This window comes from Pseudomonas fluorescens (assembly GCF_018614655.1).
Lineage (GTDB): Bacteria > Pseudomonadota > Gammaproteobacteria > Pseudomonadales > Pseudomonadaceae > Aquipseudomonas > Aquipseudomonas fluorescens_BX.
In genome coordinates, this window is sequence record NZ_JAGGOG010000003.1 from 380,631 (window position 1) to 406,197 (window position 25,567).

Annotated in this window: 21 protein-coding genes; 14 read left to right on the forward strand and 7 right to left on the reverse strand. The window is 60.6% G+C overall.

What is annotated here, in order from left to right:
* Nucleotides 1–2: 2 nt before the first annotated feature.
* Nucleotides 3–350 (reverse strand): hypothetical protein, encoded by a 348-nt coding sequence (locus tag J7E41_RS04425; RefSeq protein WP_214990416.1) that lies wholly within the window; start codon nt 348–350, stop codon nt 3–5.
* A gap of 135 nt (nt 351–485) precedes the next feature.
* Between J7E41_RS04425 and J7E41_RS04430 the strand changes: the two genes are divergently transcribed.
* From J7E41_RS04430 to J7E41_RS04450, 5 genes are all read left to right on the forward strand, one after another.
* A complete protein-coding gene (locus J7E41_RS04430) occupies nt 486–1,097 on the forward strand; it encodes a DUF2796 domain-containing protein (protein WP_214990418.1) in 612 nt (203 codons plus the stop codon).
* Between the two features lie 145 nt (nt 1,098–1,242).
* The gene (locus J7E41_RS04435; protein ID WP_155585091.1) at nt 1,243–1,953 is read left to right on the forward strand and encodes an ABC transporter ATP-binding protein; all 711 of its coding nucleotides are present in this window, start codon (nt 1,243–1,245) and stop codon (nt 1,951–1,953) included.
* A gap of 1 nt (nt 1,954) precedes the next feature.
* A complete protein-coding gene (locus J7E41_RS04440) occupies nt 1,955–3,220 on the forward strand; it encodes an ABC transporter permease (RefSeq protein WP_214990420.1) in 1,266 nt (421 codons plus the stop codon).
* A gap of 11 nt (nt 3,221–3,231) precedes the next feature.
* Nucleotides 3,232–3,753, forward strand: coding sequence for a DUF3299 domain-containing protein (locus tag J7E41_RS04445; protein WP_214990422.1), 522 nt, complete (start codon nt 3,232–3,234; stop codon nt 3,751–3,753).
* 96 nt (nt 3,754–3,849) lie between these two features.
* Nucleotides 3,850–4,548 carry an OmpW/AlkL family protein gene (locus tag J7E41_RS04450; RefSeq protein ID WP_214990424.1) on the forward strand — a complete coding sequence of 233 codons (699 nt, stop codon included), beginning with the start codon at nt 3,850–3,852 and terminating at the stop codon, nt 4,546–4,548.
* A 221-nt stretch (nt 4,549–4,769) separates the two neighbouring features.
* On the opposite strand, the gene J7E41_RS04455 is transcribed toward J7E41_RS04450, so the two are convergent.
* Complete coding sequence (locus tag J7E41_RS04455) at nt 4,770–5,654, reverse strand: sugar nucleotide-binding protein (protein ID WP_214990426.1); 885 nt, start codon at nt 5,652–5,654, stop codon at nt 4,770–4,772.
* Between the two features lie 167 nt (nt 5,655–5,821).
* Between J7E41_RS04455 and J7E41_RS04460 the strand changes: the two genes are divergently transcribed.
* On the forward strand, nt 5,822–10,102 hold the full coding sequence (locus tag J7E41_RS04460) for a DEAD/DEAH box helicase (RefSeq protein WP_214990428.1): 4,281 nt from the start codon (nt 5,822–5,824) through the stop codon (nt 10,100–10,102).
* A 100-nt stretch (nt 10,103–10,202) separates the two neighbouring features.
* Here the strand turns inward: J7E41_RS04460 and J7E41_RS04465 are convergent, their stop codons facing one another.
* Nucleotides 10,203–12,293, reverse strand: a complete 2,091-nt coding sequence (locus tag J7E41_RS04465) for a mechanosensitive ion channel family protein (protein WP_214990430.1) — start codon at nt 12,291–12,293, stop codon at nt 10,203–10,205.
* A 180-nt stretch (nt 12,294–12,473) separates the two neighbouring features.
* Here J7E41_RS04465 and J7E41_RS04470 point away from each other — a divergent pair, with 180 nt between their 5' ends.
* From J7E41_RS04470 to J7E41_RS04490, 5 genes are all read left to right on the forward strand, one after another.
* Nucleotides 12,474–13,676 (forward strand): MFS transporter, encoded by a 1,203-nt coding sequence (locus J7E41_RS04470; protein WP_214990433.1) that lies wholly within the window; start codon nt 12,474–12,476, stop codon nt 13,674–13,676.
* A gap of 234 nt (nt 13,677–13,910) precedes the next feature.
* Nucleotides 13,911–14,837, forward strand: a complete 927-nt coding sequence (locus J7E41_RS04475; RefSeq protein ID WP_214990435.1) for a DUF72 domain-containing protein — start codon at nt 13,911–13,913, stop codon at nt 14,835–14,837.
* Nucleotides 14,834–15,610: an endonuclease/exonuclease/phosphatase family protein gene (locus tag J7E41_RS04480; protein WP_214990437.1), complete on the forward strand. Its 777-nt coding sequence runs from the start codon at nt 14,834–14,836 to the stop codon at nt 15,608–15,610. The genes J7E41_RS04475 and J7E41_RS04480 overlap by 4 nt, the downstream gene beginning before the upstream one ends.
* Nucleotides 15,607–16,908 (forward strand): cardiolipin synthase ClsB, encoded by a 1,302-nt coding sequence (gene clsB, locus J7E41_RS04485; RefSeq protein ID WP_214990439.1) that lies wholly within the window; start codon nt 15,607–15,609, stop codon nt 16,906–16,908. The genes J7E41_RS04480 and clsB overlap by 4 nt, the downstream gene beginning before the upstream one ends.
* On the forward strand, nt 16,886–17,860 hold the full coding sequence (locus J7E41_RS04490) for a lysylphosphatidylglycerol synthase domain-containing protein (RefSeq protein WP_214990440.1): 975 nt from the start codon (nt 16,886–16,888) through the stop codon (nt 17,858–17,860). Before clsB ends, J7E41_RS04490 begins: the two co-directional genes overlap by 23 nt.
* Here J7E41_RS04490 and J7E41_RS04495 read toward each other — a convergent pair whose 3' ends face one another.
* From J7E41_RS04495 to J7E41_RS04505, 3 genes are all read right to left on the reverse strand, one after another.
* The gene (locus J7E41_RS04495; RefSeq protein WP_214990442.1) at nt 17,861–18,619 is read right to left on the reverse strand and encodes an alpha/beta hydrolase family protein; all 759 of its coding nucleotides are present in this window, start codon (nt 18,617–18,619) and stop codon (nt 17,861–17,863) included.
* Nucleotides 18,609–19,718, reverse strand: coding sequence for a DUF3182 family protein (locus J7E41_RS04500; protein WP_214990444.1), 1,110 nt, complete (start codon nt 19,716–19,718; stop codon nt 18,609–18,611). Before J7E41_RS04500 ends, J7E41_RS04495 begins: the two co-directional genes overlap by 11 nt.
* A gap of 147 nt (nt 19,719–19,865) precedes the next feature.
* A complete protein-coding gene (locus tag J7E41_RS04505; RefSeq protein ID WP_214990446.1) occupies nt 19,866–20,888 on the reverse strand; it encodes a GlxA family transcriptional regulator in 1,023 nt (340 codons plus the stop codon).
* 96 nt (nt 20,889–20,984) lie between these two features.
* Here J7E41_RS04505 and J7E41_RS04510 point away from each other — a divergent pair, with 96 nt between their 5' ends.
* On the forward strand, nt 20,985–21,545 hold the full coding sequence (locus J7E41_RS04510; RefSeq protein ID WP_214990448.1) for a cysteine hydrolase family protein: 561 nt from the start codon (nt 20,985–20,987) through the stop codon (nt 21,543–21,545).
* A 22-nt stretch (nt 21,546–21,567) separates the two neighbouring features.
* Here the strand turns inward: J7E41_RS04510 and tam are convergent, their stop codons facing one another.
* Nucleotides 21,568–22,332: a trans-aconitate 2-methyltransferase gene (gene tam, locus J7E41_RS04515; protein ID WP_214990450.1), complete on the reverse strand. Its 765-nt coding sequence runs from the start codon at nt 22,330–22,332 to the stop codon at nt 21,568–21,570.
* A 106-nt stretch (nt 22,333–22,438) separates the two neighbouring features.
* On the opposite strand from tam, the gene J7E41_RS04520 reads away from it, so the two are divergent.
* The gene (locus J7E41_RS04520; protein WP_214990452.1) at nt 22,439–23,347 is read left to right on the forward strand and encodes a LysR family transcriptional regulator; all 909 of its coding nucleotides are present in this window, start codon (nt 22,439–22,441) and stop codon (nt 23,345–23,347) included.
* 154 nt (nt 23,348–23,501) lie between these two features.
* A complete protein-coding gene (locus J7E41_RS04525; RefSeq protein WP_214990454.1) occupies nt 23,502–24,326 on the forward strand; it encodes an alpha/beta fold hydrolase in 825 nt (274 codons plus the stop codon).
* The last annotated feature ends 1,241 nt before the right edge of the window (nt 24,327–25,567 follow it).

Consider the following 25,567-nt stretch of genomic DNA (forward strand, 5'->3'; position numbering starts at 1 on the left):
CGTTATTCGATCCAACGGTACAGCGGCGTATCCCCGCCGCTGGCCACCTTGACCTTGGCGCTATGGCGCAGGCGCACTAACAGGCGCTTGCCCGCCGAGGCGCTGCCGGCCAACCCTTCAAGCTGATCCAGCAACTCCAAACCGCTGAGTTGCCCGGCCTTGCGCAGCAGATCCTGAGCGGCCTGCCACAGGCTCTCGTCCAGATTACCCGGCGCCGGCGCAACCACAGGCTCGGCACTCGGCGCGTGGCTGGTCTGCAACTGCGCGCCCAATCGTGCCCAGTCGCCGTCATCCAGCTCCAGGGTCAAGTCCACTGGCAAGTCGCCGATGGTTCCACGAATTCGTAACATCGCGCTTACTCCCGTACTTTTCTGACGAGCATGCTCCCACGCGTCTTGCGCTACGCCAAGCAGGCGGTCAAACTTGCATCATTATTGTTATAAGATCACATAACAAAACATTCATCTTCACCTGGGAGTTCCACCATGCGCCGTTTGTTGCTCGCTTTGCCGTTCGCCTTGTTGCCACTGGCCATCGCCCAGGCCGCTGACGAGCATGATCATGACCATGAACACGGCAGCCTCGGCGCCCACGAACACGGCGTCGGTCGCCTCAACGCGGTGCTCGACGGACAAGCCCTGGAACTGGAACTGGACAGCCCGGCGATGAACCTGGTGGGGTTCGAACACCTCGCCACCTCCTCCGCTGATAAAGCCAAAGTCGTCGCCGCCCGCAAACAGTTGGAACAACCGCTGGTACTGTTCAACCTGCCAAAAGCCGCCGGTTGCGTGGTCAGCACCCAGGAACTGAACAGCCCGCTGTTCGGCGACAAACCTGAAGCCGATCATGACGACGACGATGCCGACCACGCCACCGATGGCAAAGGCGCCGCCGCCCACGAGCATCATCACGACCACAGCGAAATCCACGCCCACTACCAATTCAACTGCGCCACGCCGACCGCGTTGAGCAACCTCGACCTGAGCCAAGTGTTCAAGGCGTTCCCCGCCACTCAGAAAATTCAGGTACAACTCATTGGCCCGAGCGGCCAGCAGGGTGTTGAAGCGACAGCCGCGGCCGCTACCCTCAAATTCTGAGGCTTGCGCAATCTGTAGCCGCTGCCGAAGGTTGCGATAAGGTCCAAAGGGCCTTCAGATTTCAACACCCTGCGACCGGTTCCCGGTCGATCGCAGCCTGGCGGCAGCGGCTACAACGCTCCACTTTTTCGTGAATTGGCCTGACATGACCCAAGCACTTATCGAGCTGTCCGACCTGGGCTTCAACTGGCCCGGTCATCCTCAACTGCTGGACATCCCGGCGTTTCGCCTTGAGCCAGGGGAAACCCTGTTCCTCAAAGGCCCCAGCGGCAGTGGCAAAACAACGTTGCTGGGCCTGCTGGGCGGCGTGCAGAAACCCAGTCGCGGCAGTATTCGCCTGTTGGGCCAGGAGCTGACCGAACTCTCGGCCGGTGCCCGTGACCGTTTTCGCGTCGACCATACCGGCTACATCTTCCAGCAGTTCAACCTGCTGCCGTTTCTCTCGGTGCGCGAGAATGTCGAACTGCCCTGCCACTTCTCCAAGCTGCGGGCCCAACGGGCGATCCAGCGTCACGGCAGTGTCGACCAGGCCGCCGCGACCTTGCTCGCCCATTTGGGCCTGAAGGACCAGAACCTGCTGGAGCGCCGCGCCGACTCCCTGTCCATCGGCCAACAACAACGTGTCGCCGCCGCCCGTGCACTGATCGGCCAGCCGGAACTGGTGATCGCCGACGAGCCCACTTCAGCGCTGGATTACGACGCACGGGAAGCCTTCATTCAGCTGCTGTTCGCCGAATGCCGCGAAGCCGGCGCCAGCCTGTTGTTTGTCAGCCATGACCAGAGCCTGGCGCCGCTGTTCGACCGCAACCTGTCGCTGGCCGAACTCAATCGCGCCGCCACGCCCGTAGAGGTTTGAGATGTATTTGTTTCGTCTAGCCATGGCCAGCTTGGCTAACCGCCGCTTTACCGCGATCCTCACCGCCTTCGCCATCGCCCTTTCGGTGTGCCTGCTGCTGGCAGTGGAGCGGGTGCGCACCGAAGCCCGCGCCAGTTTCGCCAGCACCATCAGCGGCACCGATCTAATCGTGGGCGCGCGTTCCGGCTCGGTCAATCTGCTGCTGTATTCGGTGTTCCGCATCGGCAACGCCACCAACAATATTCGCTGGGACAGCTACGAACATTTCGCTGCCAACCCGCAGGTGAAATGGGCGATCCCGATTTCCCTCGGCGACTCCCACCGCGGCTACCGCGTGATGGGCACCAACGAATCCTACTTCGAACATTATCAATATGGCCGCAGGCAGAACCTGGAACTGGCCAGCGGTCGCGCCTTCGCCACCGACCCTTTCGAGGTGGTGCTCGGCGCCGAAGTGGCTGATGCACTGCATTACAAACTCGGCGACAAGCTGGTGCTGGCCCACGGCGTGGCGGTGGTCAGCCTGGTCAAGCACGATGACAAGCCGTTCACGGTGGTCGGTATCCTCAAGCGCACCGGTACACCGGTGGATCGCACGCTGCATATCAGCCTCGGCGGCATGGAAGCGATTCATATTGATTGGCACAACGGCGTGCCGGCGCAAGGCAAGGGCCGTATCAGCGCCGATCAGGCGCGCAACATGGACCTCACACCGCAAGCCATCACCGCGTTCATGCTGGGCCTGAACAACAAGATCTCGACCTTCACCCTGCAACGGGAGATCAATGAGTTCCGTGGCGAGCCCATGCTGGCGATTCTGCCAGGCGTGGCTTTGCAGGAGCTGTGGAGCATGATGGGCACCGCCGAAAAGGCGCTGTTCGTGATCTCGTTATTTGTGGTGCTGACCGGTTTGATCGGCATGCTCACGGCGATTCTTACCAGCCTCAACGAGCGTCGTCGGGAAATGGCAATCCTGCGCTCGGTCGGTGCGCGGCCCTGGCATATTGCGACCTTGCTGATTTTTGAAGCCTTCGCCCTGGCGCTCTCCGGTGTCGTCGCAGGCGTTGGGTTACTGTACGTGTGCATCGCCGCCTCGCGGGGCTATCTGCAGGCCAATTACGGGCTGGATTTGCCGCTGTCCTGGCCGAGCGAATATGAGTGGACGCTGTTGGCCGGTATCCTTGTCGCCGCCCTGTTGATGGGCAGCGTGCCGGCTTGGCGCGCCTACCGACAATCATTGGCCGACGGCCTGTCCATACGTTTATGAGGAAGGTTCTGATGCGTCGTGCCCTGCTTGCGTTGTTATTGCTGGTGGCCTTGCCCGCCTGGGCTGCCGAGCAGCCCAGGGACCTGTCGTGGCAGGAGATGATTCCGCCGGATGCACCAGCGGAGATCCCAAACATGAAACCGCTGCACGACTTGTCGGGCATGGCCGACGCCTTGTCCGTCGAGGCCTCACCGGCGGCCAAGCAGGACCTGCCCAATGCCCCGGTGGTGCAGAGCCTGAACGGCAAGCTCATACGCCTGCCAGGCTACATCGTGCCGCTGGAAGTCAGCGAAGAAGGCCGCACCACGGAGTTTCTACTGGTGCCGTATTTCGGCGCCTGCATCCACGTGCCGCCACCGCCATCAAACCAGATCGTGCATGTCAAAAGCGAAGTGGGCGTGAAGCTCGACGAGCTCTATCAGCCGTACTGGATTGAAGGCCAGATGCAGGTCAAACCGTCCAGCAGTGAGTTGGCGGACGCCGGGTATCAGATGGATGCCGAGAAGATTTATGTGTATGAGCTGCAGGAATAACGCGTGATTACCGTTTCATTGAGCTGAGTCAAAGGCTCGAACGGAACGATCTTTACCATTGGACGTATCCCTTTTAATACGTCCTTTGGAGCTCCCATGAACAAGTCCCTGCTCAGTGCGTCTCTCTTCGCACTCGCCCTCGCAGCCCCCGTTGCCCACGCCCACGAAGCCGGGGACATCCTGATCCGTGCGGGTGCAATCACCGTCAACCCGAAGGCCGACAGCGGCAGCGTAAAAGTTGACCAGGGGCCGTTGGCGGGTACCAACCTGGGCGGCAAGGCGACCATGAGCAGCGACACTCAGTTGGGCCTCAACTTTGCCTACATGTTCACCAGCCACTGGGGTATCGAACTGCTCGCGGCCACGCCGTTCGAGCATGACGTGAAACTCAAGAACACCGCGCTGGGTGCCGCCAACGGCAAGCTCGGTACGCTCAAACACCTGCCGCCGACCCTGAGCGTCGTGTACTACCCACTGGACAGCAAGTCGGCGTTCCAACCGTATGTGGGCGCCGGTATCAACTACACCTGGATCTACGACGAACACGTCGGCAGCCGCGCCGAGCAGGCCGGTTTCAGCAACTTCAAGGCTGAAAACTCCTGGGGTTGGGCTGCACAGATCGGTGCCGACTACATGATCACCGACAAGTGGATGATCAACGGCCAGATTCGCTACATCGACATCAGCACCAAAGCCACCGTCGACAACAACGCCCTGGCTGCCGGTACTCGGGCCAAGGTCAATGTGGATGTAGATCCGATGGTTTACATGGTTGGTATTGGCTACAAGTTCTGACCACGACTTAAGTAACGCCGCCTAACGAAATGTGGGAGCGGGCTTGCTCGCGAAGACTGTAGCCGCTGCCGAGGCACGAGGCTGCGATGCGTGTCCGCAGGACCGCCCTTGGGGCCGCTGCGTGGAATGCCGCACCAAGCCCATCGCAGCCTCATTCTTCGGCAGCGGCTACAACCGCTTTCGCGAGCAAGCCCGCTCCCACATTTTGTTTTGTGTTGTATTCAGCTATGTCGGTAAAACCGATCCAGCAATGCGGGCAACCCTGCCCGCCACGCCCGAGGCTTGATGCCGAAGGTGTGCAGAATCTTCTTGCAGGCCAGCACCGCATGCTGCGGTTCTTCAGCGGCATCCGGCCGGGCGGCGTGGGCCTGGGCGGTAGGCGATTCAATCGCCAGCACATGGAAGTTGCGTGCTTCAGTCAAAATCGCCTGGCCCAGGGCCAGCGGCGTGGTCGCCTCGTGACCGGCATAGTGGTAGGTCCCCCACAACGGCGCAGCGCAATCGAGTTGCTTGAGCACGGAAATGATGACCCGAGCGGCATCGTCCACCGGCGTCGGATTGCCACGACGGTCGTCGGCCATCAGTAATTCGTCAGGTTTCTCGGCCCGGACCAGGAAGCGTCCGAGGGTGCCATCGACGCTGTCATCCAGCAGCCAGCCAAAACGCAACAACACATGCTGCGGACAGGTGGCGCGTACGCTCTGCTCGATGCGCCATAACGCCTGACCGCGCAAGCCCAAGGGCACCGGCTCGTCTTTTTCGCTGTAGGCAGTGGCGCGGGAGCCATCGAACACGCGGTAGCTGGACGGTTGCACCAAGGTGATGTTGTGGTGTTGGCAGAGTTCGGCCAGACGCTCGATGGCGAACTCCTGCCCGGCCAGCCGCGTTTCGCTGACGGTCTCCGCCTGAAACCAGTCGAAGTAGTAGGCGAGATTGATCAAGGCATCGGGACGGGTGTCGTCGAGCAATTGGGTGAGGCTTGCGGCATCCCAGCCGTCTTGGGGCGGTTTAGGGGCGAGGAATCCGATGTCTTCCTCCGCACCGAGGCGAATCAGCGCCTGCCCGAGGGCATTCCCGCCGCCCAGTAACATAAGGCGCATTCGCATAGATTGAGCAGGCCCGGTCTGTTTGGAACGATGGTTATTATCGACAGGCTTGTGAGCCGTGCCGTTGGCATTTGCCAGAATCGTTGCATTTTGCGGGTTTGTAGCGCAACCGTCACTTAGAAAGTGTGGGGTTGCAAGTTACCCCGGCCGGCCGCATAAATTGTCCCATGAACCTTCCTGAATCCACGGACACGGTATTGAAGGGCTTCCACCCCGCCGTCAGTGCCTGGTTCCGCAGCACATTTCCCTCGGTGACCATCGCCCAGGCCCAGGCGTGGCCACTGATCCGCCAGCGCCGCTCGACCCTGATCGCCGCACCCACCGGCTCGGGCAAGACCCTGACGGCCTTCCTCGCCGTGCTGGACGACCTGGTCCATCAAGGCCTGGCCAATGGCGGCCAGTTGCCAGAGCAGACCCAAGTGGTTTACGTCTCGCCCCTCAAGGCGTTGTCCAACGATATCCAGATCAACCTGCAAGCCCCGCTGGCCGGCATCACCGAGCACCTGCAACGCCAGGGCCTGGCACCGCTGGAAATTCGCACCGCCGTGCGCACCGGCGATACCCCGCAAAAAGACCGGGCGCTGATGCGCAAAAAATCGCCGCATATTCTGGTTACCACCCCGGAATCGCTCTACGTGCTGCTGGGCTCGGACTCCGGCCGCCAGATGCTCGCCAGCACCCGCACAGTCATCGTCGATGAAATCCACGCCATCGCCGCCAGTAAACGCGGCAGTCATCTGGCCCTCAGCCTGGAGCGTTTGCAGGGACTGTGCAGCGAGCCGCTGACCCGCATCGGTCTGTCGGCCACGCAAAAACCCATCGAAGCGGTATCGCGTTTTCTGGTGGGCACCGACCGCCCCTGTGAGATCGTCGACATCGGCCACGCCCGCCCCCGCGACCTGGACATCGAAGTGCCGCCCGTGCCGCTGTCGGCGGTGATGGCCCATGATGTCTGGGACTTGGTCTACGACCGCCTCGCCGAACTGGCCCGCGCCCACCGCACCACACTGATTTTCGTCAACACTCGGCGCCTGGCCGAACGCCTGGCCCGGCACCTGAGCGAACGCCTCGGCAAGGAGGCCGTGGCCGCCCACCACGGTAGCCTGGCCAAGGAGTTGCGCCTGGACGCCGAGCAACGGCTTAAAAGCGGCGCGCTACAGGTGCTGATCGCCACGGCATCCCTGGAGCTGGGGATTGATATCGGTGAAGTCGACCTGGTGTGCCAGATCGGTTCGCCCGGCTCCATCAATGGTTTTTTGCAACGGGTCGGTCGCTCCGGACACCAAGTGGGCGGTACACCCAAGGGCCGTTTGTTCGCCACCACCCGCGACGACCTGATCGAATGCGCCGCCCTGCTCGACTGCGTGCGCCGGGGCGAACTGGACACGTTGCTGATCCCGGTCGCGCCGCTGGACGTGCTGGCCCAACAGATCATCGCCGAAGTCAGTTGCCAGGAATGGCAGGAACACGCGCTGCTGGATTTGATCCGCCGCGCCGCGCCCTATACCACCTTGGACGATGGCCATTACCAAGCGCTGCTGCACATGCTCGCCGAAGGCTACAACGGGCGCCAAGGTATCCGCAGCGCCTACCTGCACCGTGATGCCCTGACCCGCACCCTGCGCGGCCGCCGAGGCGCCAAGCTGACCGCCGTGACCAGCGGCGGTACCATCCCCGACAACGCCGACTACAGCGTGCTGCTGGAGCCACAAAGCCTGAACATCGGCAGCGTGAATGAAGACTTCGCCGTGGAAAGCATCGCCGGGGATATCTTCCAACTGGGCAATACCTCGTATCGCATCCTGCGGGTGGAGACCGGTAAGGTGCGGGTCGAAGACGCCCACGGGCAACCGCCGACCATTCCGTTCTGGCTCGGTGAAGCACCGGGGCGCAGCACCGAGTTGTCGTTTGCCGTGGCTCGGTTGCATGGGCAACTGGATGAGTTGCTGGCCGCCACACCCGGTGATCTGCAACCGGCCCTCGACTGGCTGACGGGCACCCTCGGGTTGAACCTGGCCAGTGCCGAACAACTGGTGGATTACCTGGCGCGAGCGCGGCTGGCGTTGAGCGCCTTGCCGTCCCAGGACATGTTGATCATGGAGCGGTTCTTCGACGAATCCGGCGGCACCCAACTGATCATTCATACGCCGTTCGGCAGCCGCATCAACCGTGCCTGGGGCCTGGCCCTGCGCAAGCGGTTTTGCCGCACCTTCAACTTCGAGTTGCAAGCCGCCGCCAGCGAGGACGCCATCGTGCTGTCGCTGTCTACCAGCCACAGTTTTGAGCTGGATGAAGTGTGGCGCTACCTGCACAGCAACAGCGCCGAACACATCCTGATCCAGGCCTTGTTGGATGCGCCGTTGTTCGGTGTGCGCTGGCGCTGGAATGCCGGGGTGGCCCTGGCGTTGCCGCGTTACAGCGGTGGGCGCAAGGTGGCGCCGCAGATCCAGCGGATGAAAAGCGAAGACCTGATCGCCAGCATCTTCCCCGATCAGATTGCGTGCCTGGAGAACCTCGCCGGCGAGCGGGAAATACCCGCTCACCCGCTGGTGGAACAAACCCTCGATGACTGTTTGCACGAGGCCATGGACAGCGAGGGCTGGCTGGCCCTGCTACGGCGTATGGAGCGCGGCGAGATTCGCCTGATCAGCCGTGACCTACCCGCACCGTCGCCACTGGCGGCGGAAATTCTCAGCGCCCGGCCCTACACCTTTCTGGATGATGCTCCGCTGGAAGAGCGCCGCACCCAGGCCGTGCTCAATCGGCGTTGGAGCGACCCACACAGCACCGACGACCTCGGCGCACTGGATGCCGATGCCATCGCCGGGGTACGCGAAGAAGCCTGGCCCGCGCCCAATGGCCTGGATGAAATGCATGAGGCGCTGATGAGCCTGGCGTGCATCGCCGACGCCGAGGTCACCCCACAATGGAACGAATGGCTGCAGGCCCTGGCCGACAGCGGACGCGCCAGTCGTTTGCAGATCAGCGCCGAGCAGGCCGTGTGGGTCGCGTTGGAGCGTTTGAGTTGTTGGCAGGCGATTTGCCCGAACGATCTGCCGTTGTTACCCGGTTTCGATGAGCCCTGGACCTTTGAAGAAGCCATGGTGGAAGTGCTGCGGGCACGGCTCGGCGGCTTCGGCCCGTTGACCCTGCTCGAGATCGCCACGCCCCTGGCCTTGCCGGTGGCCGCCGTGACCCAGGCCCTGGCGCAACTGGAACGCGAAGGCTATGTGCTGCGCGGTCAGTTCAGCCCAGGCGCTCGCGAAGAACAATGGTGCGAGCGGCATCTGCTGGCGCGGATTCATCGCTACACGGTCAAGCGCCTGCGCCGGGAAATCGAGCCGGTGGCGTTGCAGGATTTCATGCGTTTCCTGTTCGATTGGCAGCACCTGTCCGAGGGCACACGAGGCCAGGGCAGCGCGGTGTTGGCGCAGATCGTCGGCCAGTTCGAGGGGTATCCCGCTGCCACATCGGCGTGGGACAGTGATTTGCTGAGCGCGCGGATCAAGGACTATTCGCCCAGTTGGCTGGACGAGTTGTGCCGCAGCGGCAAGCTGGTATGGATTCGTCTCAGCACCAAGGCCAGCACGGTTGCGCTGCGCAGTACGCCGGTGGTGCTATTACCGCGTAGCCAAGTGGCGTTGTGGAGTGGGTTGACCGAGGCGGCTGACAGTCAGGAGTTGTCACCCAAGGCGCAGAAAGTCCATCAGGCCTTGCGTGACCACGGCGCGCTGTTTTTCGATGAGCTGATCCACGAATCCCATCTATTACGCAGTGAGCTGGAAACCGCTTTGCAGGAACTGGTGGGCGCCGGGCTAGTGAACGCCGACAGCTTCGCCGGTCTGCGCGCGCTGACCACGCCTGCCAGCAAACGTCAGGCGCGCAGCAGTCGACGTGGGCGCGGGGCGTTTGTCGGCGGGATGGACGATGCCGGGCGGTGGGCGCTGGTGCGCAGAGCCTCGGTCACCGACGGTACACGTCCGGCGGCACACTCGGCCGAGACCCTGGAGCATGTGGCGATGACACTGCTGCGTCGCTACGGCGTAGTGTTTTGGCGCCTGCTGGAGCGTGAGGCGGATTGGTTGCCCAGTTGGCGGGAATTGCTGCGCACCTTCCATCGGTTGGAGGCGCGGGGCGAGATTCGCGGTGGACGGTTTGTCAGCGGCCTGGCGGGTGAGCAGTTCGCCCTGCCGGAAGCGATCCCGCTGCTGCGCGAAGTCCGGCGTCGCCCCCATGACGGCAGCTTGATTGCGGTGTGTGGGGCCGATCCGTTGAACCTGGTGGGCACGCTGCTGCCGGGCGCCAAGGTGCCGGCGTTGAGCGGTAATCGGCTGGTATACCGCGATGGCTTGCCGGTGGCGGTGGAGATTGCCGGCAAGCAGCAGGTGTTGCTGGAGCTGGATCAACCGGCGGCGGCCGAAGTGCACACCAGACTGGTTCGCCACTAAATCCTGTAGCCGCTGGCGCAGCCTGCGATAAGGCCGAAGGCCTTCAGTGATATCAGAAGCCTGCGCCTGCTTCGCAGTCGATCGCAGGCTTCGCCAGCGGCTACAAGGTTTTGGGTTGCTCCGTCGGCACCGCAGCATCATTTTTCGGCTCATCCACGCGCGGCGGCACCATCACCTGCTGTGGATAAGTTTGCGCGAAGTGCACCCAGGCGCAGTTATCCACAAGCTTTTTCAAACGCTGGTTAAAGGCACGGCTGACCGCATATTGCCCACCCGACACCGTGCGAAACTGCGCCGTCAGCACCACGCCGTTAAGGTCCATCTTGTCCACCCCAAATACCTCCAGCGGACCTTGCAGGTTGTACTTGAGGAACACGTCGTCGCGGATCGACTGCCCGGCCTCGCGGATCAATTCCACAGCCTTGTCGACATCGGTGTCGTAGGTGAACTGCACCGAGAAGAACGCATAGGCAAATTGCCGGGACTGGTTGGTAACGGCCTTGATCTGCCCGAACGGCACCGAATGCACAAAACCCTTGCCGTCGCGCAGGCGCAGAGTGCGGATGGTCAGCCCTTCCACGGTGCCCGCATGGCCCGAGTCGAGCACCACCCAGTCACCGATGGACAGCGTGTCTTCGATGATGATGAACAATCCGGTGATCACGTCCTGCACCAGTTGTTGGGAACCGAAGCCGATGGCCAGGCCGACCACACCCGCCCCTGCCAGCAGCGGAGCCACATTGATCCCCAGATTGGCCATAGTGGTGATGGCGCATATCACTACCAGGACAATTTTCACCGCATTGCGCAGCAGCGGCAGAATGGTTTTCACCCGGGTGCTGGGCTGGCGGCTGGAGCGTTTGTTGACCGGGGGTTTCAGCGCTTCCTGGATCGCCGTGTCGAGTACCACCCAGAACAGCCATGTCACCAACAGGATCAGGCCGATGCTGCTCAGAGAATCGCTGATGGCCCGCCCCACGGAGTTGCGCTGGGCAAACTCGAACAGCGACACGCCCCAGATGCGTCCGAGAATTTCGATGAAGGCAATGGCCATGACGATCCGCAAAATCGCGTGCAACAGGCTGAGGAAGCGCTCTTTGTAGGCGCTGCTGCGCTGGATCGCTGTCGCGCTGCGGGACTTGAACAGGTGTTGCAGCACCGTGCTGAGGAACACCGTGGCAATCAGCAGAATCGTGGTCAACAGCGCACAGCGCAGGGCCTTCTGGCTGTCTTCGCCGGCGCCGATCAGGTTGATCGCCGAGACCAGCACCATCAGCAGAATCGGCCAGTACCACAGCCCGGAAAAAATCCGCAGCGACTGCTGTAACGCCGGGTGTTTCAAGCGTTGCGCCAACGGCCGATTGCGGATCAGGTGGGCCACCGGACGACGCAGGCGAATCACCAGCAAGCCGAAGATCACCGACGCGAACAACCCGGTAAACACCGCAACGCTGCTAGTGATATTGCCGCCCAGTTGCCGGGCAATCTGCGGGCTGGTCAGGGCATCGCTAAGGGCCGCGAGAAAGCCGATCAGAAACAGCGGCTTGGGGCAGTAGTCACGAATGATCCGTACCGCCGGGCGCTTGTGGCCGAGGTTGAACATGACGATGACGCACAACAAGATTGAGGTCGAGAAAATACCGCTGCTGGTCGCATAGGCAAAACACAGCGCCAGCGCGCGACCTACCGATGTGGGCAGGAAGTGGCTGACATAGAGAGTCAGCGGTAGGCAGGCCAACGCGGGAATCGTGTAAGGCATCAGGTAGCCGAGCAAGGCTCGCAGACGTTCATGGGGTTGAATAAGGCGGTGACGGCTCAAGCGGCTGACGATCAACCGGCCGAGCAAGGTCAACACGGCAAACGCTGCGATCCACACACCGGACAGCACCAGGAAATCTCCCGCGACGTTCCAGGGCGAACGCTCGGACGGTTGATTGACCAGCCTGTCGACTTCATCCGCCGCACGGTCGGCGCGCAAACGCCAGGCATCGACGAGGTTCTGGTCGAGGTCAAGTTTGTCCTGCACGTTGTCGATGCTGGAGCTGATAGCGCCCAGAAGGCCGCCTTCCACCAGTAACTCCGGTTTTGCCGGCGGGGTGGCTGCCGGTGCCGGAACAGTGGCGGCTTGCAGTGCGCCATTGCCGCCAAGGAGCAGTACGCCGAGCAGTAGTGTTGTCTTTAAATTCAACAAAACACTGGGTTCCTTTCAGAAGGGACTGTAAGGAACTGACGGGTTTTGGGCGGGCAAGTTCGGTTTAATCCTCGATACGTGCGTTCCGGGCAAATATCAAATGCCAATACCTGTCTTTTTCCGCACAAGCCCAACCTCGACACTGCGCTCCTGATTTGAAACCCCACCGGAGTTGCAGCCATGCCTATTGCCTTGCTGGCGCTGACCCTCAGCGCTTTTGCCATCGGGACGACCGAGTTCGTCATCGTTGGCCTGTTACCCACCATCGGTGCCGACCTTGGGGTCGACCTGCCATCCGCCGGCCTGTTGGTCAGCCTCTACGCCTTGGGCGTTGCCATCGGCGCACCGGTACTCACCGCCCTGACCGGCAAAGTGCCGCGTAAATTGCTGCTGTTGTCGCTGATGGTGTTGTTCACCCTCGGCAACTTGCTGGCCTGGCAGGCGCCGAGCTACGAATCCCTGGTGCTGGCGCGGATCGTCACCGGCCTGGCCCACGGGGTGTTCTTCTCCATCGGCTCGACCATTGCCACCAGCCTGGTGCCCAAGGAAAAAGCCGCCAGCGCGATTGCGATCATGTTCACCGGCCTCACCGTGGCGCTGGTCACCGGCGTGCCTCTGGGGACATTTATCGGTCAACACTTCGGCTGGCGTGAAACCTTCCTCGCCGTTTCGGCCCTGGGTGTGATCGCGTTTATCGGCAGTTTGATCTACGTGCCGAACAACATTGCCCACAGCAAACCGGCGTCGTTACTCCAACAGTTGCAAGTGCTGAAACAGCCGCGTTTGTTGCTGGTGTATGCCATGACCGCCATCGGTTACGGCGGCTCGTTTATCGCGTTTACCTACCTGGCACCGATCCTTCAGGACATCTCGGGCTTCAGCGCCGGCACCGTCAGCCTGGTGCTGCTGGTCTACGGCATTTCGGTTGCCGCCGGGAATATCTGGGGCGGCAAACTGGCTGACAAACGCGGCCCCATCAGCGCGCTGAAAATCGTCTTCGCCCTGCTGGCCGCCGTGCTGTTTATCCTGACCCTGACCGCCAGCAACCCATGGTTGGCACTGGCCACCGTTCTGGTCTGGGGCGCGGTCGCCTTCGGCAACGTGCCGGGCTTGCAGGTGTATGTGGTGCGTCAGGCCGAACATCACACGCCAAATGCGGTAGACGTGGCCTCGGGCCTGAACATCGCCGCCTTTAACCTGGGGATCGCCGGCGGCGCTTGGGCAGGTGGGCTGATCGTCGCTCACATTGGCCTGATCCACACCGCGTGGATTGGTGGCTCGGTGGTGCTGGTGGCGCTGGCACTGACCGCCTGGAGCGGTCGCCTGGATCGCTTGGGGCCGGTGTATGCCGAGAGCACTAACCGGGTGGTTACCGGGCACTGATCTTACGGACTCAACATAAGGCAAATGTAGGAGCTGTCGAGCCCTGGCGAGGCTGCGATGGGATCGACTCGGTGCAACTGTCAGACCGCAGCGACCCAATCGCAGCCTCGCCAGGGCTCGACAGCTCCTACAGAGATCAAGGGATGCCGTCTGTAGGGCTACCGAAACTTTATCCCAACCATCGCAGTCACCCGAAGACGGAGGTCGCCCAATATCCACTCAACGGGAGTAACCATGGCCGCGATTCATATCGGTATTTCCGGCTGGCGCTACACGCCCTGGCGGGGGGATTTCTACCCCGTGGGCCTGACCCACAAGCGCGAGTTGCAGTTTGCCTCACGGGCAGTCAACAGCATCGAGATCAATGGCTCGTTCTACGCCCTGCAAACACCCCAGCGTTACGCTGGCTGGTACGCGGATACACCTGAAGGCTTTGTGTTCAGCGTCAAGGCCCCGCGCTATATCACCCATATCCTGCGACTGCGGGACGTGCACAAACCCATGGCCAACTTCTTCGCGTCCGGGGTGCTGGAGCTCAAGGAAAAGCTCGGGGCGATCCTCTGGCAATTCCCACCCAGTTTCAAATTCGACCCGCCACTGTTCGAAGCTTTTCTCGCCAAGCTGCCAACCAATACCCAGCAGGCCGCCGCCCTCGCCCGCCAGCATGAGCCGCGCCTGAACGGCAAGGCGAGTATGAAAGCCCACGGCCAGAAAACCCTGCGCCATGCCGTGGAAATTCGCCACCCCAGCTTTGCCGTACCGGAATTTATCGAGATGCTCGACCGCCACGGCGTGGCACTGGTGGTGGCGGACACTGCTGGTAAGTGGCCCTATGTCGAAGACGTCACCGCCAGCTTTGTGTACTTGCGATTGCACGGTGACAAAGAACTCTACGCCAGTGGTTATACGTCAGAAGCCCTCCAGCGCTGGGGCGACCGTATCGAGCACTGGCGCAGGGGCAAGCAGCCGACGGACGCCCGGTTGATCGACCCGAAGCACACCCCACGATTACGCAAAAGCCGCGAGGTATTTTGCTATTTCGATAACGACATCAAGGTCCGCGCACCCTTCGATGCGCGCCACTTGCTGCGGCGCTTTGAACTGGACAAGGGCCTGACCACGCAACCGGGCGTGCTGCCCGAGCCGGAAGTGTTGCCATGACCAGTCCTGCATGGGTGCCGATTACGCCCAGCGCCACCATCAGCCGATTCAAGGTATTGACGGTCAATACCCACAAGGGCTTCACCGCGCTCAATCGACGCTTCATCCTGCCGGAGTTGCGCGAAGCGGTACGCAGTGTGGCCGCTGACGTGGTGTTTCTTCAGGAAATCCACGGCACCCACGAACGCCACCCCAAGCGCTACAGCGACTGGCCTAGCATGCCCCAGTACGAATTCCTCGCGGACAGCATCTGGCCACAGTTCGCCTATGGCCGTAATGCGGTGTACCCCGATGGCGACCACGGCAATGCGCTGCTGTCGAAGTTCCAGATTATCCGCTACGACAACCTCGATATCTCCCAGAGCGGCCACGAAAGCCGCGGGCTGTTGCATTGCGTGTTGCGCTTGCCGGGCAATATTGCGGACGTGCATGCCATCTGCGTGCACCTCGGGTTACGGGAAGTTCATCGCCAACAGCAGTTGCGATTGATCGCGCAGCGGGTGGGTGAGATTCCTGCTGATGCCCCGTTGATCGTGGCCGGCGATTTCAATGATTGGCGCCAGCAGGCGGACCTCAGCCGGTGCGGCTTGCGGGAAGTGTTCATCGAGACCCATGGCAAGCCCGCCCGCACCTTCCCGGCCCGCTTGCCGCTGCTGTGTCTGGATCGCATCTACGTGCGCAACCTCAAGGTTCATCAACCCCAGGTACTGAGCCGCCGCCCCTGGTCCCACCTGTCAGACCACGCGCCCCTGTCGGTGGAGATTGAGTTATGAACGGCGCCCCGGTGGACAAGGTCGCGGTAGAACACATCGCGACGGATCAGCCGCCCGATAACGCGGCGGCCAGGGACCTGGACTATGGCTGGCAAGGCGGCAATCAGGTTGAGTTACTGGAGAACGGCGAGGCGTATTTCCCCAAGGTTTTTGAAGCACTGCGCCAAGCCCGGCAAGAGATATTGCTGGAGACCTTTATCCTGTTCGAAGACAAGGTCGGCCACGAGCTGCAAGGCATCCTGATTGAAGCCGCGCAGCGTGGGGTAAAAGTGGTCGTCAGCCTCGACGGTTTTGGCTGTGGCGAACTGAGTTCGGGCTTTCTCAGTGAACTGAGCGAGGCTGGCGTAACGGTGCAGATGTTCGACCCTGCGTCCAAGACCCTGGGCTTTCGCACTAATTGGTTTCGCCGCCTGCATCGCAAGATCGTGGTGGTGGATGCCTCGGTGGGATACATCGGCGGGATCAACTTTTCTGCCGATCACCTTGAGGATTTCGGGCCCGAGGCCAAACAGGATTATGCCGTTCTGGTTCGGGGGCCGGCGGTGGCCGATCTGCATCACTTCGCCCAGGCGCAAAGTGGCAGACAGGGATACACCCGGCGCGGCTGGCGACGACGGGAACATCAGCCGTCGCTATGGGCTGCCGGCGAAGGCGATGGATGGGTGCGGCTGATCTACCGCGACAACCTGCAACACCGGTCGGACATTGAAGAGGCTTACCTATATGCCTTGCGCATGGCCCAGCGACGCATAGTCATCGCCAACGCCTACTTCTTTCCCGGCTATCGGTTGCTGCGCGAAATCCGCAACGCAGCACGGCGCGGGGTCCAGGTGCAACTGATCATGCAGGGCCAGCCGGACGTGCTGGTGGCCAAGCTCGCGGCGCGCATGCTCTACGACTATCTGCTCAAGGAAGGTGTGGTGATCCATGAATACTGCCAGCGTCCATTGCACGGCAAAGTGGCGCTGGTGGATGAGGCGTGGAGCACCGTCGGCTCAAGCAATCTCGATCCTCTGAGTCTATCGCTGAACCTGGAAGCCAACGTGTTGATTCACGACCGAGGGTTCAATCAGCAACTGTTCGAACGCCTGGAATATCTGAGCCAGAACCACTGCAAAACCCTACCAGAAAACCGTGCGCCGCGAGGCTGGCTGTGGCGCGTGACCGTAGGGTTTGTGGTGTTTCATGTGCTGCGCCACTTCCCGGCATGGACCGGCTGGCTACCGGCGCATAAGCCGCGATTAAAACCCTTCGTCTCTGAGGAGCGCCAGGCTCATGACTCAAGCTCGCGCCGCTGAGCGCTCCGCTCGCCGCGGTTTCAACCGGTGGAAAAAACCGCTGACGGTGGTCTTTTTCCTGCTGCTGGTCGTACTGTTCACCCTGCTCGCCCGCCGTATCGATTGGAGCGAGGTGTTTGTCACCCTGGGTAACTTCAAGCTGCGCACCTTGCTGATCGCCGCCGCGCTGACCGTGTGCAGTTTTTTGGTGTACGCCTGCTTCGATTTGATCGGTCGCACCTACATCCGCCAGCCGCTGACCTGGAAGCAGATCCTGCCGGTAGGGATCATCAGCTATGCCTTCAATCTCAACCTCAGTGCCTGGGTGGGCGGCGTTGCCATGCGCTATCGGTTGTATTCACGGCTGGGGGTTAGCACCGGCAATATCGCCAAGATTCTCGGTTTGAGCCTGGTCACCAACTGGTTTGGCTACATGACCCTGGCCGGGGTGGTGTTCAGCAGTGGGCTGGTGACATTGCCACCGGGGTGGAAGCTGAACAGCGACGCGCTGCAAGGAGTCGGCCTGGTGTTGATACTGGCCAGCCTGGGTTATCTGGCGGCGTGTCTTTTTTCCAGAAAACGCATGTGGTCGGCGCGAGGTATTGAAATCATCCTGCCTTCATTGCGCATGGCGATGATGCAATTGGTGCTGGGGGTACTGAACTGGTCGCTGATGGCAGCAGTGATACTCACCCTGCTACCCAAACAACTGGACTATCCGCTGGTGCTGGGAGTGTTGTTGATCAGCAGCATTGCGGGCGTGGTCACTCATATTCCCGCCGGCCTCGGCGTGCTTGAAGCGGTGTTTATCGCCCTGCTGCAGCACGAGGCGTCGCGAGGCAGTTTGCTGGCGGGACTGATTGCTTATCGGGCGATCTATTTTATTTTGCCGCTGCTGGTGGCACTGGTGATGTACCTCGCCGTAGAGACCAAGGCAAAGGCACTACGGGTGAAGAAAAAAACACCTTCTTGATTAGTCTTGGGATTGAATAATGCTCAATCGCTCACCGACCACCATCTCGGTAATCCAGTCCACCAGGATCGAGGTGTAGGCCTGCTGGGATACCGGGTCGCTCAAGGAATGATCCCCGCCATCAATGATCCGGTGAGTCAGGGAGTGCGTCTGCTGGCAGGCGGCGCGGTAGCTCATGATGGTGGAATGGGGCACGTGGTCGTCAATTTCCGATTCGACAATCAACACGTCACCGGTAAATGCCGCGCAGGCATGCAGTGCACGGTTGGTCCCGGAGTGAACCAGCGTACTGCGGTAATCCAACAGGTCGGCCTTATCCAGCTCGCGCTTGGGCTTGAGCCATTCCTGATCGCGATACAGCGCCGGCACCCGCAAGGCCAGCCAGCGTACCGGGCGCAACGAGGTAAGGATGGCGGCCAGGTAACCGCCGTAGCTGGTACCCACCACCGCTACCGCCGAGGTATCGATAGCGGGATGCGCCAGCAGGCGATCGTAAGCGGCCAACAGGTCCCGCAAGTTGTCTTCTCGGGTAACCCGCGACAAGGGAATACCGTTACCGGCGTGCCCTCGCAAGTCGAAGGTCAGGCACACACATCCCAAGCCGGCGATGCCCTTGGCCCGTTCCAGATCGCGCTCCTGGCTACCGCCCCAGCCATGGACAAACAACACCCCCGGCACCTTCGACTTAGGGCTGAGGAACGTGCCACTCATCTGTTCGTCGTCGATATCAATGGTGATGGTTTCGCTTCTAGCCGTCATAAGATTTGACCGTTACGTACTTGAGAAGAAAGTCGCTGTGTTCTGCCGACCCGCGATAGACCTCAATGGCGTCGGGCGGCAGCGGTTGGTCGAGGTAGGTTTCCACCGACGACACCTGAATCATCCGCAGTTCCGGGTTGTTGATGAAGCTTTGCAGCGCCGCGACTTCCGCGCTGCTGGCCCCGCCCATGCGCCAGGATTGTTCAAGAACACCGCTGCGACGCTTGCCATCACTGTCCAGGCCCTGAGCGATATCGTAATTGCGCCGTGAGGCATAAAACCCGGGATAGGCCTCATCCGCCGCACTATCGAAGAGCTGTGCCTGTTGAATGGCCAGACGCACGTCGTCGGGCAGTTCGAGTTTAAGCAGGTCTTCGTAGTACCCCTTGACCACCAGGAGGTTGGAGCCACCGTAGACTTCTTCGCCCTGCCCGTCTTCGGTCAAGTATTGATCGCCGCAATAACTGAAGACGTGATCGCCGATAAAACTCTGGCCGACGCTGTGGGTGACCACATCGCGCAAGTCCTGCTCAAGCACCACGCCCTCGGTGAACAGTTGTGCCATGTCAGGCCGCGCCAGGATGGCGTCGAATTGATCGATGCTCTTGATCACTTCCTGACCGCGTCCGGCACAGGCATGCACGGGCTTCATGCGGATCGGCCCGGTATACAGCAAGTGAGTGGCCGCCGGCCGCGCATCTTCCAAGGCAAATACGCTCAGGCCGTCCAGCACCACATTGCGGATGCGCTCTGAAAACAGCGGCGACCAACCTTCGGGGGCCAACGCATTTTTATTCAGCAGCCCATGACTGATGGCCTTGGTACAGATGAAGTCGTAATCGACATATCCGCCCCACAGGTCTTCGGGACCTTTAACGCCTAATTGCCGCGCCTGGGCCGGGCCGACGAGGGTCTGGGTGGGCAACAGGTACAAGTCCCGTCCGGCGTGCAGATCAGGGTTATAACTGCCGCCGTATTTGAGCCCCAGTATCTGCGCCAGCCACCGGGCCAGGGCGCGGTTGGTCTCGACCTCATGGAGCGGCGCGTCCGGTCGTACCGAATGGGCAACCACCATTTTCTTGCGATTGTTCAGGGTCATGCCTCCCCCTTGGCCATCTCGCCATGTGTGTAAACGGACAGCTGCAGGGATCAGGCCAAGGCACGACGAAACAAAACCAGTCGGGAATCAATCGGTTGCTGAGAAAGTGATAGCACTTGGCCTGTCTTATTCTGCACGACGTAACCCTTATGACGCGGCGTTCTGCACGATTGCGGTTTGGCCTCGAGCGTTGGCCGAGCTCACGCCAAATCGGTTGCGGTAATCACTCGGCGCCAGGCCAGTGATTTTCTTGAAGATCACCCGAAAAGCACTGGGGTCTTGATAACCCACGGTCCAGGCAATGTGATCAATGGTGTCGTTGGTAAATTCCAACATTTGCCGCGCTTTGCCCACCCGCAGGTGCTGGCAGTATTCGGTGGGTTTCAAGCCGGTGGCGCTGCGAAAACGTCGCAGGAAAGTACGTTGCTCAAGGCCCGCTGCCTGGGCCATCGCCGCCAATGAAACATCCACCGCGCCACTGGCTTGCAGCCAGTGCTGAACCTTGAGGATCGCGGCATCGCCGTGGCTGAGGATCGGGGCGAAATTACTCCCGCACGCACTAGCGCTGTCGCTGTGCTCGATCACCAGAAACCGCGCAGTACTGGCGGCGATGCTTGGTCCGAGCAGGCGGTCCACTACGCGCAAACCCAGCTCGGACCAGGCCATGAGCCCAGCCGTGGTGATCAGGTCGCCGTCGTCGACGATGGGTTTGTCGGCTTCCAACTTGATCGCCGGGTAGCGGGCGCTGAAGGAGGTGGCCGATGTCCAGTGGGTGGTGGCACTACGACCATCCAGCAAGCCGCTTTCCGCCAACAGGATCGAACCGACACACACACCGCCAAGGACCGTACCGGTGCGGTGCAGTTGACGAAGCCACTCAAGCAGCGGCTCGCCGGCCTGGCCTTCGGAAAAGCCGGCGATGGACGGCGGAATCAGCAGGGCGAGCAGCAGCTGGTCAGCGCCAGGCAGGCTGTCGAACACCCGGGTCGGGGCCTCGTCGGCATCGGCCCGCCAATGGCTGAGACGCAGCACCGGCAACTGCCCGGATTGATGCTCGGCAGCAATGCGATTGGCCACACCGAACAGATCGGTCAAACCATGCACGGCAGCCATCTGCGCCCCGCTGTAGATCAGGATGCCCAGCTCGACGACTGTACGCGGCAACACCATTGTCAGTTTTCCCCCTGCTATTGTCGGTGCGGCCAATCCCCAGACCGCGCACCAGCCACGATACTGGACGCCTCAACCATTCACGAGGGAACAATCATGACCCAGCAAGCGCTCATCCTAGTCGATATCCAGAATGACTACTTCCCCCAAGGCAAATGGCCGCTTAGTGGCGTGGACGCAGCGGCAGACAAGGCGGCGCAGGTGCTCCAGGCGTTTCGTCAGGCCGGTGACTCGGTGATCCATATTCGCCACGAGTTCACCTCCGACGAGGCGCCCTTCTTCACACCAGCCTCGGTGGGTGCACATTTGCATCCCAAAGTGCTTAACCAATCCGATGAGCCGGTGGTACTCAAGCACTTCGTCAATGCGTTTCGCGAAACCAACCTGCGCATGCTGCTGGAGCAGCGCAGCGTGACCCATCTGGTGGTGGTCGGCAGCATGAGCCATATGTGCGTCGATGGACTGGTACGGGCGGCGGCGGATTTGGGCTATACCGTCACCGTAATCCACGACGCCTGCGCCACGCGGGACTTGGAGTTCAATGGCACCACCGTGCCGGCAGCCCAGGTCCACGCCGCGTTTATGTCATCACTGGGGTTCGCTTATGCAAGCGTGGTGTCGGCAGAGGAATTCTTGAAGGCCCAAGTGGCGGCGTGACCGCCACTTGATCGGCTGATGACTATCGTGTGGCGATGATGAACAGGCGCGGAAACGGCAACAGCACCGTGCCATCGGCCAAGGCCGGATACGCCTGGGTGATCCGTGCCAGATAGGCATCAAGGAAGGCCGTCTTCTCGGCGTCATCCAGGGGTGCCAGGAACGGACGCAGCCCCGATCCCTTGAACCACTCCACCACGGCGGCATGACCGCCGGCCAAGGGGTGGTGGTACGTGGTGCGCCACACATCGACGGTGCTGCAGTGCCTGCTCAGCAGCTCGTAATAGACGCTCGCCGTATGGCGCTCATTGTGCTTGATCGCACCGATCTTGCTTGCCCACGGGCCATCCGCCGCCACTTCTCGGGCCAGCTTGTGGGCAGGCTCATCAAGGTTGTCCGGGGTCTGCACCGCGAGTGTGCCGCCGGGCGTCAGCTGATGCACCAGATGCGGATAGAGCGTGGCGTGATCCGGCAACCATTGCAGCGACGCATTGGCCAGGATCACATCAAATGTCTGTGTTGGGTGCCACGCGCCAATATCGGCCAGCTCAAAATTCAGCGCCGGCAAGCGTTCCCGGGCATTGGCCACCATGTCGTCGGAGCTGTCCATGCCCGTCACCGTGGCGTGCGGGAAGCGCTCGGCCAAGACTTCAGTCGAATTGCCGGGGCCGCAACCCAGGTCAACCGCCGTGCGCACATCGGCATCAGGAATCGCCGCGACCAGATCCCGAACGGGACGCGTGCGCTGTTGTTCAAACATCGAATACTGCTTGGCTGACCAGGTCATCACGGCTTTCCTTCTTCTTTTTGAGGGGTTGGAGACAGCCTAAATCTTGTGAGTCATGAGAACAAATGCCAGGATTGACCCTCTCCCATACCCAAGAAGTATCCCAATGCTGGAACTTCGACAACTCAAAGCCTTCGTGACCATCGCCGAAGAAGGCTATATCACCCGTGCCGCCGAACGACTGGGCATGCAACAGCCGCCCTTGACGCGCCTGCTGCAAAGCCTGGAAGCCGAATTGGGCGTGGTGCTGATGGAGCGCTTGCCCCGGGGTGTACGTCCTACCACGGCCGGCCTCGCGTTACTGGATGAGGCCCGGGAAATTCTCGCCCAGGTCGATGGCGTAGCCGATGTGGTGCGCCGCGCCGCTCGCGGTGAACGGGGTCGGCTGGCGATCGGCTTCACCAGCTCTGCGGCATTACATCCCTTTGTGCCCAGCGTATTGCGCCTGTTTCGAGAAAACTTCATGGGTGTTTCGGTGGTACTGGAAGAAGCCGGTACCGGCGAACTACTGGACGCACTGCTCCATGAAAAACTCGATGCGGCGTTTATCCGTTCACCGCTGAGTGGTACCCAGGCTCTGCAGGATGAACCGATTCTGGTGGAGCCGATGCTGCTGGCCTTGCCCACCCATCATCCGTTGGCGATGGATCCCACAACGCCGCTGCCCTTGGCCGCCTTGGCGACGGAGGCCTTTGTGCTGTATCGCCGTCGCGTGGGGTTGGGTTTGTATGACGCAATTCTCGTGGCGTGCCGCGAAGCAGGTTTCAGCCCGCAGGTGGTTCAGGAAGCACCGCGCATGACGGCCACCTTGAGCCTGGTAGCGGCCGGACTTGGGGTGTCGATCGTGCCTTCGTCCATGCAACGGCTTCGCGGCGATGGCATCGTTTATCGGGAGCTTTCGGAGTGTCGCAGCCTGGTCGCGCCGCTGCATCTGGCTACGCGCATTGGCGATACGTCATCAGTACTGGATCAGTTTCGCAAGCTGGTAACGACGACAGCGTCAACAGAGGCTTAGCTCGCCAGCAGCTTGGGTCAACCCGGGCTAAAGTCAGTTTGGGTCAGTGCTGTCTGATGATCCACGATGCATGTGCCAGCGCAGTGTCCACGGACGATTTTCTGGCCATCCGCCACGAAAACTTACCCGCCTACACGTCAATGGGAGATGCCTCATGCCTTTTCTGAAAACACGCGAAGGAAACGATCTTTACTACAAGGACTGGGGCACTGGCCAGCCGGTAGTGTTCTGCCATGGTTGGCCGTTGAACAGCGACAGTTGGGAATCCCAGATGCTGCACTTCGCCAACAACGGTTTTCGTGCCATCGCACACGACCGCCGAGGCCATGGCCGTTCAAGCCAGCCGTGGCGTGGCAATGACATGGACCACTATGCCGATGATTTGGCCGAGCTGATGGAACACTTGGCGCTGACAAACGCAATCCTCTTTGGCTTCTCCACCGGCGGCGGAGAGGTCGCACGCTATATCGCCCGCCATGGCACAGCACGCGTGGCCAAGGCGGGACTGATCTGCTCCGTGACCCCGCTGATGCTGAAAACCGACACCAACCCGGAAGGCTCGCCAATCGAAGTCTTCGACGATATGCGTGCCGCCTCAATCGCCAATCGCTCGCAGCTCTATCTGGACGTCGCCAGCGGCCCATTTTTCGGATTCAACCGCCCAGGCACTGAGCCGTCCCAAGGATTGATCAACTCCTTTTGGAATCAGGGCGTGATGGGTGGACACAAAAATACTTATGACAGTATCAAAGCATTCTCGGAGACCGACTTTCGTGCCGACTTGCGCAAGTTCAGAATCCCCACACTGATCATTCATGGCGATGATGATCAGATCGTGCCGATCCAGGCCTCTGCCATTGCCAGCAAATGGCTGATCCCCCACGCCGAGTTGATTATCTACGAGGGGGCGCCGCACGGGCTGACGGACACCCATAAAAGCCGGGTCAATGCAGATATGCTGCGCTTCGCACAGAGTTAGCCATAGCCTCCTGCAACAAAAAAACCCGCATTTGCTTATGAGCAAATGCGGGTTTTTTCGGAGTTGAGGCTTGAGCGAATGTTCTTAGAATGGTTATGAACACCAGAAAGCCTAACTTCTGATCGGGTGAGTGAGTGAATGCTCATATTTTACTGACCATTAGATAGATACAAGCAACATCTACGTAGAGCTTCCGTAAGGTTTTACGTAAAATTAAGGCTCATAAGACTCTCAAAACTTTACAAAACCACTGACCACACCTTTCTCAGTAGGATCATTCAAACCGCACCAAATTCCAGACGAACGGTATCTGGGCCCTACAGTGCAAAACGCAAAACGGTCTTTTATAGAGACGCACTCCGTGAACCAGCAGTGCACCCTCCAGCGCTCGAAGATCACCACTGAGGTCGAATAGCAGTGCTCGACCACTGAATGACATTTTTCAGCCTCGACAAGGTTGTTCAAAAACGATCAATCACTAGAAAAAATAACTACGGATAGAGCTCACCAATCCAGTGATAGGTCACCAGTCGGGCTCTGGCTCCGTACTCAAATGAATCGACATAACCAGCGCACGTCTGTAATGCAAAGGGGTGGCGTTCAACTCTAAGGACAATAGTCGGTCGGCTGCACCAACCAAAACGTCAATCCGCTCGCGCGGCACTGCTATATACGCAATCAACTGTGTCCCGCTCGCTGTCATAGACCCTATTCCTCTAGGAGGATCGATGTCTTGCGTCAATCGCGGGTCTGCGTAAAGCTGGCATTCGACATCTCGGTATTTGAATTTCTCCGGGTAGAGCATTTCGCCTTTCAGCGTGAGAATCATGTGTTCATTATAATGACCCTCGTTAGCCCTTGAATTATTGGGCAGAGCTAGGCTAAACGACCACGTAAAACCCCACCCAGACAGCTTGATTTGATAAAGAGCCCGCTGCGATTCGAGAGTCGGGCGGCCTCGCCGAGCTTTAGATTTCTGCTGGGCTGTATGGGGCATAGCGACCTCCACCTGACAGAAGGCCAGCTGTGTGGACAGAATCCCAGCTGACCTCAAATCCTACGATTATAGTAGCGAGGGTAGAAGCTCTGCTCTCAACTCTTGAAGGGTCAAGCGGACGCCTTAAGATGGTTGCGCCAGTCCTCTCACATCACGACAATGCTCGGCATCAACGAGCGCGCGGAAGGCGGCATGGAGCAGCAGTATCAACTGGGACATGGGCTATCTCGGTCACTCAAGCGGC